This window comes from Amycolatopsis sp. NPDC114504, from assembly GCF_055633595.1.
Genome location: NZ_JBVKDU010000001.1, coordinates 865,480 through 881,922 on the forward strand (window position 1 = coordinate 865,480; position 16,443 = coordinate 881,922).

At 71.4% G+C, this 16,443-nt stretch carries 13 protein-coding genes; 4 read left to right on the forward strand and 9 right to left on the reverse strand.

The window, feature by feature from the left end; all coding sequences use genetic code 11:
• Positions 1 to 66 precede the first annotated feature (66 nt).
• Positions 67 to 1,035 (reverse strand): phosphotriesterase family protein, encoded by a 969-nt coding sequence (locus ACZ7PG_RS04130; RefSeq protein ID WP_470237619.1) that lies wholly within the window; start codon positions 1,033 to 1,035, stop codon positions 67 to 69.
• Positions 1,035 to 2,687, reverse strand: a complete 1,653-nt coding sequence (locus ACZ7PG_RS04135) for an AMP-binding protein (protein WP_470237620.1) — start codon at positions 2,685 to 2,687, stop codon at positions 1,035 to 1,037. Before ACZ7PG_RS04135 ends, ACZ7PG_RS04130 begins: the two co-directional genes overlap by 1 nt.
• Before the next feature lie 288 nt (positions 2,688 to 2,975).
• Between ACZ7PG_RS04135 and ACZ7PG_RS04140 the strand changes: the two genes are divergently transcribed.
• Positions 2,976 to 3,803, forward strand: coding sequence for a hypothetical protein (locus ACZ7PG_RS04140; protein ID WP_470237621.1), 828 nt, complete (start codon positions 2,976 to 2,978; stop codon positions 3,801 to 3,803).
• A gap of 3 nt (positions 3,804 to 3,806) precedes the next feature.
• On the opposite strand, the gene ACZ7PG_RS04145 is transcribed toward ACZ7PG_RS04140, so the two are convergent.
• On the reverse strand, positions 3,807 to 6,854 hold the full coding sequence (locus tag ACZ7PG_RS04145) for a glycoside hydrolase family 2 TIM barrel-domain containing protein (protein WP_470237622.1): 3,048 nt from the start codon (positions 6,852 to 6,854) through the stop codon (positions 3,807 to 3,809).
• 98 nt (positions 6,855 to 6,952) lie between these two features.
• Positions 6,953 to 7,393, reverse strand: a complete 441-nt coding sequence (locus ACZ7PG_RS04150) for a MarR family winged helix-turn-helix transcriptional regulator (RefSeq protein WP_470237623.1) — start codon at positions 7,391 to 7,393, stop codon at positions 6,953 to 6,955.
• 90 nt (positions 7,394 to 7,483) lie between these two features.
• Between ACZ7PG_RS04150 and ACZ7PG_RS04155 the strand changes: the two genes are divergently transcribed.
• Together ACZ7PG_RS04155 and ACZ7PG_RS04160 are read left to right on the forward strand one after the other, a co-directional pair.
• Positions 7,484 to 8,701, forward strand: a complete 1,218-nt coding sequence (locus tag ACZ7PG_RS04155) for an amidohydrolase family protein (RefSeq protein WP_470237624.1) — start codon at positions 7,484 to 7,486, stop codon at positions 8,699 to 8,701.
• Positions 8,702 to 8,759: 58 nt separating this feature from the next.
• Positions 8,760 to 9,557 carry an enoyl-CoA hydratase-related protein gene (locus ACZ7PG_RS04160; RefSeq protein WP_470237625.1) on the forward strand — a complete coding sequence of 266 codons (798 nt, stop codon included), beginning with the start codon at positions 8,760 to 8,762 and terminating at the stop codon, positions 9,555 to 9,557.
• Here the strand turns inward: ACZ7PG_RS04160 and ACZ7PG_RS04165 are convergent.
• On the reverse strand, positions 9,542 to 9,826 hold the full coding sequence (locus ACZ7PG_RS04165; protein WP_470237626.1) for a hypothetical protein: 285 nt from the start codon (positions 9,824 to 9,826) through the stop codon (positions 9,542 to 9,544). The genes ACZ7PG_RS04160 and ACZ7PG_RS04165 overlap by 16 nt on opposite strands.
• A gap of 174 nt (positions 9,827 to 10,000) precedes the next feature.
• Positions 10,001 to 12,661, reverse strand: coding sequence for a lectin (locus ACZ7PG_RS04170; RefSeq protein ID WP_470237627.1), 2,661 nt, complete (start codon positions 12,659 to 12,661; stop codon positions 10,001 to 10,003).
• A 192-nt stretch (positions 12,662 to 12,853) separates the two neighbouring features.
• On the opposite strand from ACZ7PG_RS04170, the gene ACZ7PG_RS04175 reads away from it, so the two are divergent.
• The gene (locus ACZ7PG_RS04175; protein ID WP_470237628.1) at positions 12,854 to 13,369 is read left to right on the forward strand and encodes a dihydrofolate reductase family protein; all 516 of its coding nucleotides are present in this window, start codon (positions 12,854 to 12,856) and stop codon (positions 13,367 to 13,369) included.
• Here the strand turns inward: ACZ7PG_RS04175 and ACZ7PG_RS04180 are convergent.
• Genes ACZ7PG_RS04180 through ACZ7PG_RS04190 form a run of 3 tightly spaced genes read right to left on the reverse strand, consistent with a single transcriptional unit; the run spans position 13,366 to position 16,432 of the window.
• Complete coding sequence (locus ACZ7PG_RS04180; RefSeq protein ID WP_470237629.1) at positions 13,366 to 14,913, reverse strand: acyl-CoA carboxylase subunit beta; 1,548 nt, start codon at positions 14,911 to 14,913, stop codon at positions 13,366 to 13,368. The two genes, ACZ7PG_RS04175 and ACZ7PG_RS04180, sit on opposite strands and share 4 nt — an antisense overlap.
• Positions 14,910 to 15,683, reverse strand: a complete 774-nt coding sequence (locus tag ACZ7PG_RS04185; RefSeq protein ID WP_470237630.1) for an SDR family oxidoreductase — start codon at positions 15,681 to 15,683, stop codon at positions 14,910 to 14,912. Before ACZ7PG_RS04185 ends, ACZ7PG_RS04180 begins: the two co-directional genes overlap by 4 nt.
• Positions 15,680 to 16,432: an SDR family oxidoreductase gene (locus ACZ7PG_RS04190; RefSeq protein ID WP_470237631.1), complete on the reverse strand. Its 753-nt coding sequence runs from the start codon at positions 16,430 to 16,432 to the stop codon at positions 15,680 to 15,682. Before ACZ7PG_RS04190 ends, ACZ7PG_RS04185 begins: the two co-directional genes overlap by 4 nt.
• Between the last annotated feature and the right edge of the window lie 11 nt (positions 16,433 to 16,443).

Below are 16,443 nucleotides of genomic sequence, written 5' to 3' on the forward strand. Positions count from 1 at the left end.
CCCGCCGCCACCCTCAACGGAGGCGCTGCGCGCCGCTGGCTCGAATCGAACGCACAGGATAACGGCTCAGTCCGCCCAGGACAGGAACCGCCGCGGGTTGTCCACGAGCATCGTCGATATGTCCGTTTCGGACACCCCGCGCTCCCGCAGCGCGGGCAGCACGTCGCGCGTGATGTGCAGGTAGTGCCAGTTGGGCGTGAGCACCGGCAGCTGGTCCTCGGGCAGCCAGTCGATGTAGCAGGACGCGTCGTGCGAGAGCACCATGCTGCCCGCGTACCCGCGTTCGCACAGCGCCGCGACCGTGTTCACGCGCTCCTCGAACGGCAGCAGCAGGTCGAGCCCGAACCGGTCCATGCCGAGCAGCGACCCGCGGTCGGCCAGCTCGGTCAGGTAGCCCAGGTCGGTCGAGTCGCCGGAGTGCCCGACCAGCACCCGGCTCAGGTCGACGCCCTCCTCCTCGAAGATCGCCTGCTGCTCCAGCCCGCGCCGGGTGCCGGCGTGCGTGTGCGTCATGATCGGCGCGCCGGTCTCGACGTGCGCCTTCGCGACCGCCCGCAGCACGCGCTCGACGCCGGGGGTCACGCCCGGTTCGTCGGTGGCGCACTTGAGCAGCCCCGCCTTGACGCCGGTGCCCGAGATGCCCTCGCGGAGGTCCCCGACGAACATCCCGACGAGCGGGTCCTCCCCCTGCAGCATCGTGCCCGGCCCGCGGAAGTGCAGGTAGTGCGGCACGTCGTTGTAGGTGTAGAGCCCGGTCGCGACGACGATGTTGACCTCGACCTCGGCGGCGACCCGCTGCACGCGCGGGATGTAGCGCCCCAGGCCGATCACCGTCGGGTCGACGATCGTGTCGATCCCGGCTTCCTTCAGCTCCTTGAGCCGCCGGATCGCCTCGGGGACGTGCTCGTCCTCCTTGAACCCTTCGTGCTCGGGGTAGTTGACGGCGAATTCGGGGCTCAGCACGAAGAGGTGTTCGTGCATCAGGACCTTGCCCAGCGCTTCCGGCGCGATCGCGCCGCGAACGGTTTCGACCATCAGCCACGCGCCCGCAGCTCGCGGCGCAGGATCTTGCCGCTGGTCGTCTTCGGCAGCTCGTCGAGGACTTCGATGGTGCGCGGGTACTTGTAGGCGGCGAGCCGTTCCTTGCACCAGGCCACCAGCTCCGCCGGGTCGGCGGTCACGCCGGGCGCGGGACTGACGTACGCCTTGACCGTCTCGCCGCGGTACTCGTCGGCGATCCCGACGACGGCGGCCTCGCGGACGGCCGGGTGCGTGTAGAGAACGTCTTCGACCTCGCGCGGCCAGACCTTGAAGCCGGACGCGTTGATCATGTCCTTCTTGCGGTCGACGACGTAGACCCAGCCGCGCTCGTCCATGAACCCGATGTCGCCGGTGAGCAGCCGCCCGCCGGGCAGCGCCTCGGCCGTCGCGTCCGGGCGGTTCCAGTAGCCGGAGACGACCATCGGGCCCTCGACGGCGATCTCGCCCGGCTGCCCGAACGGCAGTTCTTCGCCGTTCTCGCCGAGGATCCGCACGATCGTGTCCGGCACCGGCAAGCCGATCGAGATCGTGCCGGACTCGGGGTCGATCGGCGCCTCGAGGGTGCCGGGGACGACGACGCAGCCGGCCGTCGTCTCGGTGAGGCCGTAGCCGTTGTGGATGTAGTGCCCGGTCTTCGCGCGGAACGCCTCGACGACGGCGGGCGGCAGCGCGGCACCGCCGGAGTAGAGCAGCGCGAACGACGCGAAGTGGTCGCGGCTGAAGGACGGGTGGGCCATCAGCGCCATGTAGGCCGTGGACGGCCCGACCGTGTACGACGGCCGGTGCTCGAGGAACGCGTCGAGCACGACCCCCGCGTCGAAGCGGTAGGCGAGGGCGAGCGTGCCGCCGATGTCGATCGCCGAGCCGACTTCGCAGACCATGCCGGTGATGTGGAACAGCGGCGCGAGCCCGAAGAGCGTCGAGCCCTCCGGCAGGCCGCTGAACGAGCCGAGCGCCGCGGCGTTGGTGCCGACGTTGCCGTGGGTGTTGGTGGCGCCCTTGGGTGTGCCGCTCGTGCCGGAGGTGTAGCTGATCAGCGCGACGTCGTCGAGCGCGAAGGCGGGTTCGGGCGGCTTCGGGCCCGGCGTGGCGGCGGCTTCCAGGAGTTCGACGGCGCCCGGCGTCTCTTCGCGGGTGACTTTGCCCAGCACGCGTTCGTCGTTCCGCGTCTGAAACTCCAGCTCGCTGGTGGTGAGCTTGATGGCGACGCCGTTGTCGGCCGCGGTTTTGCCGATGTAGGCGTTCCAGCCGCGCTGGGAGCAGACGACCGCCTTGACGCCGGCGTCGGTGAAGACGTGGGTCAGCTCGCGCTCGCGGTACATCGGGTTGACCGGCACCACGATCCCGCCGGCCTTCCACGCGCCGAGCAGCGCGACGACGAACTGCGGGATGTTCTGCAGCACCAGGGCGAGCCGGTCGCCGCGGGCGAAGCCGTTCCGCGTCAGGTAGCGCGCGACGCCGTCGGAGAGTTCGTCGACCTCGCGGTAGCTCAGCCGCCCGTCGAAGTAAGCGATCGCGGCCCGGTCGGGCACGTGGTCCACGGCGCGGCGGAACGTCTCGGGCAGCGTCGTCGGCTTCGCCGGTTCCGCGGTCCGCGCCCGTTCGTCGTAGCTCGCGAGCCAGGGCTTCGCGTCGTACCAGCTCATCCAGTGACCTCCCTTGGACACCGACCGGTCGGTATGGCGACGCTAGGAGTCCGCGGCGGTCCGCGTCAAGACCCGGCTGGAGCGGGGAAATGCAGACCACGCGTTTCACCGCTGAATACGGATGCCGGTTCGAAATGGTTCAGCATCTCTCCTTTTCTCTTCTCACTCTGGACAAATCCCTGGTGGAGCCGCCACGATGACATCCGCGACCGGCTCGGCCGCACCATTCGGAACAACCGCGCGCTGCCCGTGTGGACCCTCTATGTTCACGCTAACTTGGAGTGATTCATGCCTGCTACCGGTGGACGACACCGCCTCTCGCGGCGGACGAAGATCGCGACGGCGGCCCTCGGCCTCGGGATCGCGGCGGGGGCACTGGTCATCGCGACGACCGTCGGCGACCCCGGCGCCGCCAACGCCGCCGGCGCCGCTTCGAGCGGGCAGATCACCTGCCCCGACGTCGCCTCGCGGCTCCCCGCGATTCCCGCTCAGGCCCAGGCCGAGGTCCAGCGCAACCTCGACCTGCTGAACACGCAGATCGGCGAAGCCAACAACCGGCTGGTCAGCACGGCCGGTCAGGGCGGCCCGAACTTCGTCCAGAACGCCATTCTCGGCCCGCTGAAGGACAAGCGGACGTCGACGATCGACCGGATCGCCATCGCCATCGGCCGCCAGGGCGAGAAGCCGCAGAACCTCGGCGGGCTCGCCGCGTGCTCGCTGGGCGGGCAGGCGAACACCGGCGCGGGCACGGTCACCGGCTCGACCGCACCGGCGCAAGGCACGGGAAACACCGGCAACACGGGCAACACCGGGAACGCGGGCGGCACCGCCGGGCAGATCTCCTGCCCCGACGTCGCCTCGCAGCTCCCCGCGATCCCGGCGTCGGCCCAGGCCGAGGTCCAGCGCAACCTCGACCTGCTGAACACGCAGATCACCGAAGCCAACAACCGGCTCGTCACCAGCGCCGGCGAGGGTGGCGCGAACTTCGTCCAGAACGCCATCCTCGGCCCGCTGGAGGACAAGCGCGTCGCGACGATCAACCGCATCGCCACGGCGATCGGCCGCACCGCCGACAAGCCGCAGGGCCTCGACGCCCTCGCTCCCTGCGGCTTGTGACGGTCAGCGGGCGACCAGCGCGCTGATCCGCAGGAAACCCCGGGTCTTCAGGGTGATCCGGACCTCCGTGGTGGTGACCGGCTCGAACGAGAACGTCGTCGGGTCGTTCGGCCCGGTCCCCCACGCGATCTTCAAGCCGCGCACCGGTTCGAAGCCGCGAACCGTCCGGTACGCGACTTCGGCGGTCTCCGGCAGCACCAGCGTCGCGTCCACGACGAAGTTCGCCGTGAGCGCGCCGAAGCGCTGCGGCCGCGGCCAGACCAGCGACACCCAGTCCTCCGGCCGCGGCCGGCTCACCGCCTTGAGCGCCGCCGTCGCCTGCTTGACGTAGTGGTTCGACCAGCCGGTGGCCGGGTCGCCGTCCAGCATCGCCGCGGGCAACGTGTCCGGGGCGCCCGAATAGCTCGCGTCGGCGGCCAGGACGACCGGAACCTCCGGCCGCTCCCCGGCTCGCGCCCCAGGGCCGTTGCGCTGCCCGAGGTTCGTCCCCGGCACCGTGGTCGTCCCCGGCGTCAGGCCCGGCGCGCTCGCCGTCACGGTGATCGGACCGCGGCCGCCGGTCGCGGCGATGACGGCGACGGCCTGGCCGTGGAACGCCGGGATCGTCGGCTGCTGGTAGCTCTGCGCGAGCTCCTGGCGGCCGTTGTCGACGCCGGCGACCCGGCCCGGACCGCGGACGGTGAACCGCACCACCGGCTCGGCGCCGGGCACGACGACGCCGCGGGCGTCCACGACCGACGCCGTCACGAACGCCATCGCGCCGTCGCCGCGTGGCTCGGCGGTGAGGGAGACCGCGTGCGGCGGCCCGGCCGTGACGAGCCGGTCGCGGGCCACCTCCCGGCCGCCGGACCGGGCGATCGCGGTCAGCGTGCCGGGTTCGAACGGCACGGACCACGTCAGGTGCAGCTTGCCGGTGCCGCCGTTCGGGCTGGTGTAGCTGCCGGACGGGTCGTTCTTGTCGTCGCCGACCGGTTCGGTCGTCTCGAGGTACGAGCGTCCGTCCACAGTGGTCTTGCGGTCGAACTTCTTGACGCCGAGCGAACGTCCGTTGAGGACCAGTTCGACGGTGTCCACAGTGGAGTAGACCCACACCGCGACGGGCTCGCCGGGGCGGTGGGTCGTCCAGTCCATCGGCGTCAGGTGGACCATCGGCGCGGTCGTCCACTGGCTGCGGAAGAGGTGGAAGGCGTCCTTGGACAGGCCCGCACTGTCGACCGCGCCGAAGAACGACGTCTTGACCGGGAAGACGTCGTACGGCGTGGGCTCGCCCAGGTAGTCCTGGCCGGCCCAGAGGAACTGGCCCAGGCAGAACTTCCGGTCGCGGTCCTTCTTCAGCGAGTACTCGCCGCTGAACGTCCACGAGGCCAGGTTGTTGTCGTACGACGACGTCGCGCGCTTGCCCGGCGTGTGGTTCTCCCCCGTGTTGAGCAGGTCCGGGTCCTGGTACGCCCCGCGCGTCGAGGTCTCCGACGACGACTCGGACTCGAAGAAGAACTTGCCCGGGTAGGCCGCGTGCAGCCCGTCGATCGACTGGGCGGTGTTGTAGTTGACGCCGAGGCCGTCGAGCTGCCGCAGGATCAGGTCCTGGGGCGAACCCGGCGCGGGCACGCTCCGGTAGCGGTCCGAGCCCATGATGACGGGCCGGGTGCTGTCGATGCCGCGGACGATCTTGATGAGCTCCGCGGCGATGGCCGGGCCGCCCGCCATCGACGCGTCCGGCACCTCGTTGCCGATCGACCACAGCACGATCGACGGCGAGTTCTTGGCCGCGTGCACCATTTCCGCGATGTCGCGCGCGCTCCACGCGTCGAAGTCGCGGTGGTAGTCGAACTCGAGCTTCCCGGTCCGCCAGCAGTCGAACGCCTCGACCATCATCAGGATCCCGAGCCGGTCGCAGGCCGCCACCAGCTCGCGCGCGGGCGGGTTGTGCGCGGTCCGCAGCGCGTTGACGCCCATCGCGAGCATCAGCCGCAGCTGCCGCTCCAGCGCGGCGGCGTCGATCACGGCACCGAGCGCGCCCTGGCTCGCGTGCAGGTTGACCCCGCGCAGCTTCATCGGCACGCCGTTGAGCGAGAACCCGTGGTCCGGGTGGAACCCGGTGTACCGGAAGCCGAAGTCCGTGGTGGTCGTGTCGAGCACGCGCCCGGCCGCGACCTCCGTGCGCACCCGGTACAGCGCGGGCTTCTCGACCGACCACAGCCGCGGGCCGGCGACGGTCTGCGTGGTGACCGCCGTGGTGGTCTTCCCGGCGGGAACCGACACGGTCACCGCGCCCTTCGCCACCACCCGGCCCGCGGGGTCGGTGACGGTGGTGCGCACCTCGGCCGTGACCGCGGCGGCGGAGTCGTTCACGACGTCCGTGGCCACCTTGACGGTGCCGCGGCCGCCGGCGACGTCGGGGGTGGTGACGAAGGTGCCGTGCCGGGCGACGTGCACCGGCTCGGTGACGACCAGCCGGACCTTGCGGTAGATCCCGCTGCCGGAGTACCAGCGGCTGCTGGGCAGCGGGTTCGTCGCCCGGACGGCGAGGACGTTCGGGGTCCGGCCGTCGGCGTGCAGGCGGCCGGTGAGGTCGAAGGCGAAGCCGGTATAGGCGTACGGGTGGTTGCCGAGCAGCTCACCGTTCACATGAACATGCGCGTCCGAATAAACACCGTCGAACTCGACCGACACGCGTTTGCCCGCGAGCGACGGCGGCAGGGTGAACGTCCGGCGGTACCAGCCGAGGCCGCCACGGAAGAAGCCGGACCCGCTCTGGGTACCCCGCGCGGTCGGCGGGAGCTCGATGCTCCAGTCGTGGGGGACGTCGACGACCTGCCACTTCGAGTCGTCGAAGGCGGGCTTCGCGGCGTCGGCGAAGCGGCCGTCCGGGTCGGTGACGCCGTCGGGGTTGGCGAGGGCGAACCGCCAGTCCGTGCCCAGGTCGATCTCCCGGCCGAGGTGCGTTCCGGCATCCGTTTCGGCGGCGTTCGCGGCCGGGGCGAGCGCGGAGGTGACGACGGCGGCGCCGAGGCCACCGAGGACCTGGCGCCTGCTGGGAGTGGTCGGCATCGGCGAAGTCCTTCCGGCGGGCGGACGCGGCGGAAAGCACTATTGCACAAGGGTTTCCGAGCGGACAAAGGGTTCGACATTTTCGAACCGCGACGCCGTCAACGGCTTCGCTGCCTCCGGGACCAGGCGCCCGCGTCGGCGCTGTAGCGGACGAGGAGCCGGGCGAACTGGGTGCGATCCTCCGGCGACCAGCCGGCCGTGATGGCTTCGAACGCCTGGCGCTGCTCGGCCGCGAACCGGTTTCGCTCCGCTTCGCCGCGTTCGGTGAGCTCCAGCACGGTCCGGCGGCCGTCGGCCTGGGACGCCGCCCGCCGCACCAGGCCGTCGGCGATGCAGGCCGCGACCGTGCGGCTGGCCACCGGCTGCGCGACGCCCATCTCGGCGGCGAGCCCGCCGACCGTCAGCTCGCCCGGAGCGTCGGCGACCACGTTCAGCACCAGGTTGCGGGACAGGTCCCGGCCCGAGGCCGGGGTGCGGCGGCGCAGCCGCGACAGCGCCGGGCCGATCCGGTCGAGCAAGGAGTCCTCAGCGCTGTCCACCCCTGAAGCGTAGTACCCCCCGCATTTGCATGCCAGTCGTAAACTGCATAGCATTGGGTATGTAACTGCGAACGAGAAAGCGAGGCCACCATGGCCACCACCGCCATCACCGGAGCCCGGGTCTTCGACGGGGAGAAGGCCCTCGGGGTGCGGACCGTCGTCCTCGACGGCCCGAAGATCCGCCGGATCGGCGGCGACGTGCCCGCCGGCGCCGAGGTCGTCGACGGCCGGGGCGCCACCCTGCTGCCCGGGCTGATCGACGCGCACGTCCACTCCGCGCCCGGCTCCCGGGCGCTGGCCCTGCGGTTCGGCGTCACCACCGAGCTGGAGATGCAGGGCATGAACACCCGCGAGAACCGGGCGCGCTTCGCCGAGGACGACACGGTGGCCGACATCCGGTCGTCCGGCTTCGCGATCACCCCGCCGGGCGGCCACCCCAGCGAGCTGATGCCGGAAGGGTTCCGGCCCGGCGGCGACCTGCCGCCGGTGATGCCGCTGATGCCGTTCTCCACCACGCCGGAAGAGGCCGCCGCGTTCATCCCGCGACTGCTCGCGAGGGGGGCCGACTACATCAAGTTCATGATCGACGACGGCAGCGTCGAGGGGCATCCCGGGCTGCCGATGCTCGACCAGGCCACGCTCGAGGCCGGCGTCGCCGAGGCCAAGAGGTACGGCGCCCTCACCGTGGCCCACACGCTGACCCTCGACGCGACCCGGATGGCCGCCGAAGCCGGCATCGACGGGGTCGTCCACGTGTTCATGGACCGGCCGCACACCGCGGAGATCGTGGACCTCGTCGCCGGCGCGGGGATGTTCGTCGTGCCGTGCATCTGCCTCGACGCGTCGATGATGGGCATCACCGGCAGCGACCTCGCCGACGACCCGCGGGTCGCCCGCCGCCTCGACGGCAAGTGGGAGGAAACGTTGCGGGCCAGCTACGACCGCTACCCGCAGGGCAAGCTCGAGGACGTGCTGGAGACCGTCCGGGCGCTGGACGCCGCGGGCGTGGACATCCTGGCCGGCACGGACGCTTCCATGGCGGAGACCTTCTTCGGCGGCCTGGCGCACGGAGCCAGCCTGCACCGAGAGCTGCGGTACCTCGTGGCCGCCGGGCTGACGCCCGAGAAGGCACTGCGCGCCGCGACGGCGACCACCGCTCGCCGCTTCGGCCTCGGCGACCGGGGCCGCATCGCCGAGGGACTCCGCGCCGACCTCCTGCTCGTCGACGGCGACCCGACGGCGGACATCGACCACACGCTCGACACGCGCGCGGTGTGGCGGCGGGGCACCCGGCTCGGCGAGTCGTGACGCACCTGGCCTTCTTCCAAGCGACCGCTTAGTATGGTGGCGACCCCGAGGAGGTCCCATGTCCACTGTGGACGGAGTCCGGTACGCGTCGGACGGCCGGGTCGCCACGCTGACGTTCGACAAACCGGAGCGCAGCAACGCGATGGACGTGCCGATGCAGGCCCGCTACGGCGGGCTGCTGCGCCAGGCGGACACGGACCCCGACGTGCGGGCGGTCGTCGTGACGGGCGCGGGCAAGGCGTTCTGCCCGGGCGCCGACCTGGGGCTGCTGGACGACATCGCGGCCGCACCCCCGGCCTCCGGCGGCGGACACGAGAACTTCCGCGACGTCCTGGCGGCATCGTCGGTGGGAGTCCCGGTGGTGGCGGCGATCAACGGCGGCTGCGCGGGCCTGGGGTTCGTGATCGCGTGCTCGGCGGACGTCCGCTTCGCCGCGGCGGGCGCGAAGTTCACGACGGCGTTTTCCAGGCGCGGGCTGATCGCGGAGTACGGGATCGCGAAGCTGCTGCCGTCCCTGGTGGGCGAGGGGCGAGCCCGTGACCTGCTGCTTTCGGGGCGGACGTTCACGGCGGAGCAGGCGCGGGAGTACGGGCTGGTCCAGGAGGTCGTCGCGGCGGAGGAGCTGCCGTTGCGGGCGCACGCGTACGCGACGGAGCTGGCGACGTACAGCGCGCCCCGGTCGATGGCGGTGATGAAGGCGCAGTTCCCGCGGGAGGCTCGGTTGCCGTTGGAGGAGGCGGCTCGGGAGGCTACGGCTTTGATGATCGAGTCGTTCGGGCGTCCGGAGCTGGTTGAGGGGTTGGCCAGCTGGAATGAGCGGCGGGAGCCGAAGTTCCCGCCTTATCCGGCGGACTGAGTGCGCTGGTTCGCTTCGCAGCGCTTGAACAGGTAGTAGCCGACGACTTCGCCCTTGACAGCGACGTTCTGACCCGATGACAAGAACTTGTCCCGGCTTTGCTGTCCCCGCTCGACGAAGACGAACGAACCGTTCACGAGCTCCCAGCCCTCCCGGCACACCGAGTTGAGGACCGCCACTGGATCGCTCGTCCGCTGGCTCGTCGAGCTTCCCACCATCGCGACGATGACCGCCGCCTGGTTCATCACGTCGATGGAGTACTGGAACACGTGATCGCCTCGTTTGAACCCGGCCCGAGCACGGCCGGCCGGAGATCGATCAAAGGCTTCTCGTTCCTTCGCCGCCTGCTGGGCTCGCTTGCGCTCCTCGAGCCAGTTCCTCCGGGGTCGAGTCGCTCATGGCCTCAGCCTAAGCGACCCGGCCCCGGAGGCCGCACGACGGCGTCAGCCGTGGGTCCACTTCTGGGCCGCGCTCTGGTTGCAGTCGTAGATCTGCAGCTGGGTCCCGTCGGTCGTCGTGCTGCCCGGGTCGTCCAGGCAGCGGCCCGACTGCGGGTTCACCAGCGACCCGCCCGCGCCCGCCTGCCACGTCTGGGCGCCGGAGGCGTTGCACTGCCACAGCTGGACCTTCGTGCCGTTCGCCGTGCCGCTGTTGCTCACGTCGAGACAGCCGCCCTGCGCCTGGAACGTCCCGCCCGGGCCGGCGAACCACTTCTGGGCGCCGCTCGAGTTGCACGTGTACAGCTGCACGTGCGTCCCGTTCGCCGTTCCGCTGGTCGCCACGTCCGCGCACTTGCCCGCGACTCCCGACGACAACGGGCCCAGGTGCGGCAGCGTCCCGTCGTACGACGGTGGCGGGTTCGACGCCGCCCAGGACGTGTTCGCCGAGGTCCCCAAGGTGAACGCCAGCGTCCCGCCCGACACGAGAGCCGACGTCGGCACGTAGGCGTTGTTCCACGCCGAGCCGTTCCACGACGCACTCTGGACGTACGGCGCGTTGTCCGCCGCCGCCGGCGCGTTCACCGTCAGCGTGTTCCCGCTCGGCAGCGTCACCACCGCCTGCGTGAACAACGGGCTGCCCAGCGCCAGGTCCGCCGTCCCCGGCGTCATCGGGTAGAAACCCAGCGCCGAGAACACGTACCACGCGCTCATCGCGCCGAGGTCGTCGTTGCCGGCCAGCCCGCCCGGCGCGTCGGTCCAGATCTGGTCCTGCACCTGCCGGACGACCTTCTGGGTCTTGTACGGCTGCCCGACGTAGTCGTACTCCCACGGCAGCTCCAGGCTCGGCTCGTTGCCGAGGTCGGCCTGCGACCCGCCGCTGCCGTGGAACCCGGCCAGCACGCTGTCCAGGTAGCTGATCAGCGACGCGTTTCCGCCGCGCGCCGCGGCGAGGCCCGCCACGTTGAACGGCACCATGCCGGTGTACTGCCACGACGTGCCCTCGACGAAGTTCGAGCCGCTCGCCGGGTTGAAGCCGCCGGTCCAGCCGCCGCCCGCGTCCTTGGGCTGCATGAACCCGCTGGCGGGGTTGAAGGTGTTCTTCCAGTTCTGCGCGCGCCCGGCGTAGAACTGCTGGTTCGAGGTGTCCCCCAGCGCGCCGGCGAACGCCGAGAGCGCGAAGTCCGCCGTGTCGTACTCGAGCTGCGTCGAGACCGGGCCGTAGAAGTTGCAGCACTGGTAGGTGCCGTTGGCCGGCAGGTAGCCCGGCGCGTTGGTCGCGTTGAGCCCCGGCCGGACGTTGTTGAGCACACTCGCTTCCTTCAGCATCGCTTGCAGCGCCGCCGAAGTGTCGAAGTTCCGGGCGCCGAAGGCGTAGTAGCTCGCGAGGATCGCCGTGCCGGGATCACCGACCATCACGTACGTCTCGCCGTTGTTCTGCGACCACTTGGGCAGCCCGCCGCCCTGGGCGTAGTCGGCGATCATCGATTGCGCGATGTCGCTCGTCTGCGCGGGCGCGAGCAACGCGGACAGCTGCGCCTGCGTGCGGTAGATGTCCCAGCCGGAGAAGTTGGCGTAGTGCGCCGAGTGTCCACTCGCGACGGTGTGGACCTGGTTGTCGAAGCCGATGTACTGGCCGTTGCGGTCGGAGAACACGTTGGGGTGCAACAACGAGTGGTACAGCGCGGTGTAGAAGACGCGCTGCTGCGCCGCGGTGCCGCCGGCCACCTGGATCCGCCCGAGCAGGGAGTTCCAGCTGTCGTGCGCGGCCTGCTTGGTCCCGGCGAAGTCGAACGCCGGGATGTCGGCGGCGCGGTTCGCGACGGCGTTGGCCACCGAGACGTAGGAGATGCCGACCTTGGCCTGCACCGTCGGGTTGCTGGTCGTGTCGAACCGGACGTACGCGCTGCCCGGGCCGGCGTCCGGGGCGGCCGCGACCTTCGAAGCCGCGGTGCCGTGGAGCTTGCCCGGCGACGCCTTCGGGGTCACCGCCGTCGCCGCGGCCGTGCCGCTGGAGCTGAACGCGCGGTCGAACACGACGTCGAAGTAGAGCGTGTAGGTGAACCCGGCGCCGCAGAAGTGCCCGGAGGTGACCGAACCGGAGACTTCGGTCGGGCTGACCACCGTCCACGTCTGGTTCGACGTGCCGTTCTGGCTGCCGTTGAGCTTGAACTGCAGGTTCGCCTGGGACGTCGACGGGAACGTGAACCGGCCGATCCCCGACCGCAGCGCCGCGGTCAGCTCGGTGTTCACGCCGTTGCCGAGGTTCACCGAGTAGGCCCCGGGGCTCGCGGATTCGTTGCCGTGGCTGAAGGACACGCTCGCGCCGGTGTTCACCGCGCCGACCGTCGGCAGGATCGGGACGTCGCCGTCGGCGCCGCAGCCCGGGCCGGACAGGTGCGTCAGGCTGAAGCCGGTGATGGACGAGTCCTTGTACTCGTACCCGCCGCCGTCGGGGCGGCTGGGTGTGTCGGGACTCCACTGGAGCATCCCGAACGGGACGTCCGCGCCGGGGAAGTCGTCGGCGGCGTTGGAGGTGCCGATGAAGGGGTTCACCAGGGACGCCGGATCGGTGACCAGTTGCGCCGCGGACGCGGGCGTCGGGATCAGGCCGGCGGCGGCCAGGGCGGTGGCGGCGGTGAGCCGCAGGAGGGTACGCAAGACCATGTCACTTGTCCTTCGCCGTTGAGCACAAGTAATCGAGCCACTGCGTTCCGGAACGGTCCTCGCGGGCTGACACCGTTGTCAACGGTCCGTGGTGATCCTGTCGCGTTCCGGACACGGCCGGGTGAAGCCGATGACTTTTCCCGGCCCCGGCCGTCAGTACTGAAGTCCGCGAACCGGCCCAAAGGAGACATCATGGCGAAACTGCTCTACGGCTTCAGCTGCTCGATCGACGGCTTCATCGCCGGCCCCGGCGGCGACATGTCCTGGCTTACCCCGTACCTGGGCCCGGACCCGCTGGTCGACGAGCTGATCCCGGAGATCGGCGCGCTCCTCGTCGGCCGCCGGACGTACGGCGGCGACGACCCGCACCGCGGCGACCCGGAGCGCGAGGGCAAGGCCTTCGGCGGCGGCTGGGAGGGCCCGCAGGTCGTGCTCACCCACCGTCCGGCCGACCCGGCGCCCGGCGTCACGTTCGCCGACAACCTTGTCGGCGCGGTCGCGGCGGCGAAGGAGGCGGCCGGCGAGAAGTACGTCAACGTCCTCGGCGCCGACGTCGCCCGGCAGTGCCTCGAAGCCGGTCTGCTCGACGAGATCCTCGCGATGCCCGTGCCGGTGCTGCTCGGGGACGGGGTCCGGATGTTCGACCGCCCCGGTGGGAAACCCGTGGGGCTGGAGGAGCTGCGGCCGCACTGGTACCGGGTGGTCTAGGGCCGCATCCCGAACGACGGGCGGCCGAGCAGCTTCGGCAGCACCGCGTACGCGTCCGGCACCCAGTCGCACAGGCGGGCGCGGGTCTCGCGGGGGTCGATCACGTCCTCGACCGAGAACCGCTCCGCCGTGCGGAACGGCGAGCGCACCGCGTCCAGGCGGGCGCGGATCTCCTCGATCCGCGCCTCGCGGTCGTCGGCCGCGTCGAGTTCGGCTCGGTACGCCGCTTCGATGCCGCCCTCGACCGGGAGCGATCCCCAGTCCCCCGAGGGCCACGCCCAGCGGCGGACCAGGCGGTGGCGGTTGACCTGGCCCGCGCCGCCGACGCCGAACACGCGCCGGACGATCACCTCGGCCATCGGGACCTTCGCCTGGTAGACCGCCGTCACCGCGCGGGCGCCGTGGCGGATCGCGCCCGCTCGTTCGGCCGCCGCGCCGATCACCATGCCCGCCTGGTCGGTCAGCGACACCAGGGGCAGGTGGAACGTCTCGCAGAGGTCGACGAACCGCGTCATGACGTCGGCGCCCTCCGGGGTCAGCGTCGCGCCGCGGTACGGGTCGGTGGCGAGGACGCCGACCGGGTGGCCGTTCAGCCGCGCGAGTCCCGCGTAGGCCGAGCCGCCCGACACCGCGTAGTCGAACACCGAACCTTCGTCGAAGACGCCGTCGAGCAGCGGACGCAGCCGGTAGGGGTGCCGGCGGTTGCGCGGCACCAGCGACAGCAGCGCCTCGTCACGCCGGTCCGCCGGGTCCGAAGTGGACCCGACCGGCGGCAGTGCGTCCACTGAGGACGGCAAATACGACAGGAACTGTTTCAGCACCGCGAAAGCCTCGGCCTCGGACGCCACGATCCGGTCGATCGCGCCGCTGCGGCGGTGGACGTCCGCGCCGCCCAGCTCCTCCTTGGTGAGGTCCTCCCCCGTCGCGTGCTTCACCACCGGCGGCCCGGCGACGAACAGCTGCCCGACGTCCTCGACCAGGACGTTCAGGTGCGCCATCACCGCCCGCGCGGCGCCGAGCCCGGCGACCGGGCCGAGGCAGAGCGCGACCACCGGCACCGTCGAAAGGTTGTCCACCACGAGGTCCCAGCCCGGGTTGACCGGGACGTAGGTGAACCCGTGCTGCTCCAGCATCTTGACGCTGCCGCCGCCCCCGGTGCCCTCGATCAGCCGCACCATCGGCAGGCCGAGCTCGTTCGCGAGCCGCTCGGCGTGGACCTGCTTCTCCATGATCGCGGCGTCAGCGGCGCCGCCGCGCACGGTGAAGTCGTCGCCGCCGATGGCGACCCGGCGGCCGTCGAGCTTCGCGGTGCCGATGACGAAGTTGGCCGGGGTGAACGACTCCAGTGAGCCGTCCACATAGGACGCCGTGCCGGCGAGCGCCCCGATCTCGTCGAAGCTGCCGGGGTCGACGAGGGCGGCGATCCGCTCGCGGACCGTCGAGCGCCCGGCGGCGTGCTGGCGGGCCACCTTCTCCGGCCCGCCCATGCGCTCGGCCAGCTCCCGCCGCCGCGCGATCTCGTCGACCTCCGGCTGCCAGTTCATTCGGCCTCGAGGGCCGCTTCGACCTTGCGCTGCAGCTTGTTCATCCCGCCGAGCCAGCGGTCGGTCTGCGTCGCGCGGGCCGCGTAGTAGTCCGCGACCTCCGGGTGCGGCAGGACGAGGAACTGCTTCGCCTCGATGGCCGCGAACAACGCGTCCGCCACCTGCTCGGGCTCGATCGCCGACGCGCCCATCAGCAGCTGCCCGGCGGTGCCGGTGCTCTCCAGCATCGCGGTGCGCACGCCCTGCGGGCAGATCGCCTGCACGGTGATGCCGCGGTGCCGGTAGGTCGCCGAGAGGTACTCCGCGAACGCCAGCGCGCCGTGCTTGGTCACCGAGTACGGCGCCGAGCCGAGGCTGGTGAGCAGGCCGGCGGCGGAGACCGTCGCGATGAAGTGGCCCCGGCCGCGCTCGAGCCACGCCGGGAGCAGCTGGTTCGCCGCGCGGACGTGGGACATGACGTTGACTTCCCAGGTGCGCGCCCAGACCTCTTCGGGGCTTTCCGCGCCGCCGAAGGGCGCGATGCCCGCGTTGGCGCAGAAGACGTCGATCTCGCCGCCGAACGTGCTCCGCGCGCTCTCGATCAGCTTCGCGACGCCGTCGACGCTCGCGACGTCGCCCGCGAACGCCGTGCCCTTGACCTCCGCGGCCACCTCGGCGGCCTTGTCGCCGTCGAGGTCGGCCACGACGACCTGGGCACCGTCCGCGGCGAAGCGGCGGGCCAGCGCGGCACCGATGCCCCCGCCACCCCCGGTGACGACGACGCCGGTCACAGGCCACCACCCAGGGTCACGCCGCCGTCGAGGACCATCGTCTGGCCGGTGATCCAGCTCGCGTCGTCGGACAGCAGGAACGCGACGGCGCCGGCGATGTCGGCCGGCACGCCGAGGCGCTTCAGCGGGTAGGCCGCCGAGACCTCTTCTTCGCGGCCTTCGTAGAGCGCGGTGGCGAACTTCGTCTTGACGACGGCGGGCGCGACGGCGTTGACCCGGATCTTCGGCCCCAGCTCGGCGCCGAGCTCGACGGTCAGCCGGATCAGCGCGGCCTTGCTGACGCCGTACATGCCGATGCCGGGCGACGCGCCGAGGCCGGCGACGGAGGCGACGTTGACGACGGCGCCGCCGTGCTCGCCCATCCACGCGTCGCGGGCGCGCTTGGTCCAGCCGAGCGGCGCGAGGACGTTGACGCCGAGGATCTTCGCCGCGGCGGCGGGGTCGATGTCGAGGGTGGACCCGTAGACGGGGTTGATGCCGGTGTTGTTGACCAGGTAGTCGAGCCGGCCGAAGGTCTCGATCGTCTTCGCGACGGCCTCGTCCTGGTGGTCGGTGTCGTCGGACTTGCCGGGCACGAACATGGCGACGTCCGGCCCGCCGAGCTCGTTGACGGCTTCCTCGAGGGCCTCGGGCTTGCGCGCGGTGATGCACACCTTGGCCCCGCGCTCGACGAGCGTCTTCGCGATCCCGAGGCCGATGCCCCGGCTGGCCCCGGTGACGATCGCGACGCGATCCTTGAACGAGTTCACGGCTGTGTGTC

Coding starts and splice junctions, on each gene's coding strand:
- ACZ7PG_RS04180 (WP_470237629.1), bottom strand. CDS start 14,913: ATGAACTGGCAGCCGGAGGTCGACGAGATCGCGCGGCGGCGGGAGCTG.
- ACZ7PG_RS04155 (WP_470237624.1), top strand. CDS start 7,484: ATGGCCACCACCGCCATCACCGGAGCCCGGGTCTTCGACGGGGAGAAG.
- ACZ7PG_RS04140 (WP_470237621.1), top strand. CDS start 2,976: ATGCCTGCTACCGGTGGACGACACCGCCTCTCGCGGCGGACGAAGATC.
- ACZ7PG_RS04130 (WP_470237619.1), bottom strand. CDS start 1,035: ATGGTCGAAACCGTTCGCGGCGCGATCGCGCCGGAAGCGCTGGGCAAG.
- ACZ7PG_RS04135 (WP_470237620.1), bottom strand. CDS start 2,687: ATGAGCTGGTACGACGCGAAGCCCTGGCTCGCGAGCTACGACGAACGG.
- ACZ7PG_RS04175 (WP_470237628.1), top strand. CDS start 12,854: ATGGCGAAACTGCTCTACGGCTTCAGCTGCTCGATCGACGGCTTCATC.
- ACZ7PG_RS04170 (WP_470237627.1), bottom strand. CDS start 12,661: ATGGTCTTGCGTACCCTCCTGCGGCTCACCGCCGCCACCGCCCTGGCC.
- ACZ7PG_RS04160 (WP_470237625.1), top strand. CDS start 8,760: ATGTCCACTGTGGACGGAGTCCGGTACGCGTCGGACGGCCGGGTCGCC.
- ACZ7PG_RS04145 (WP_470237622.1), bottom strand. CDS start 6,854: ATGCCGACCACTCCCAGCAGGCGCCAGGTCCTCGGTGGCCTCGGCGCC.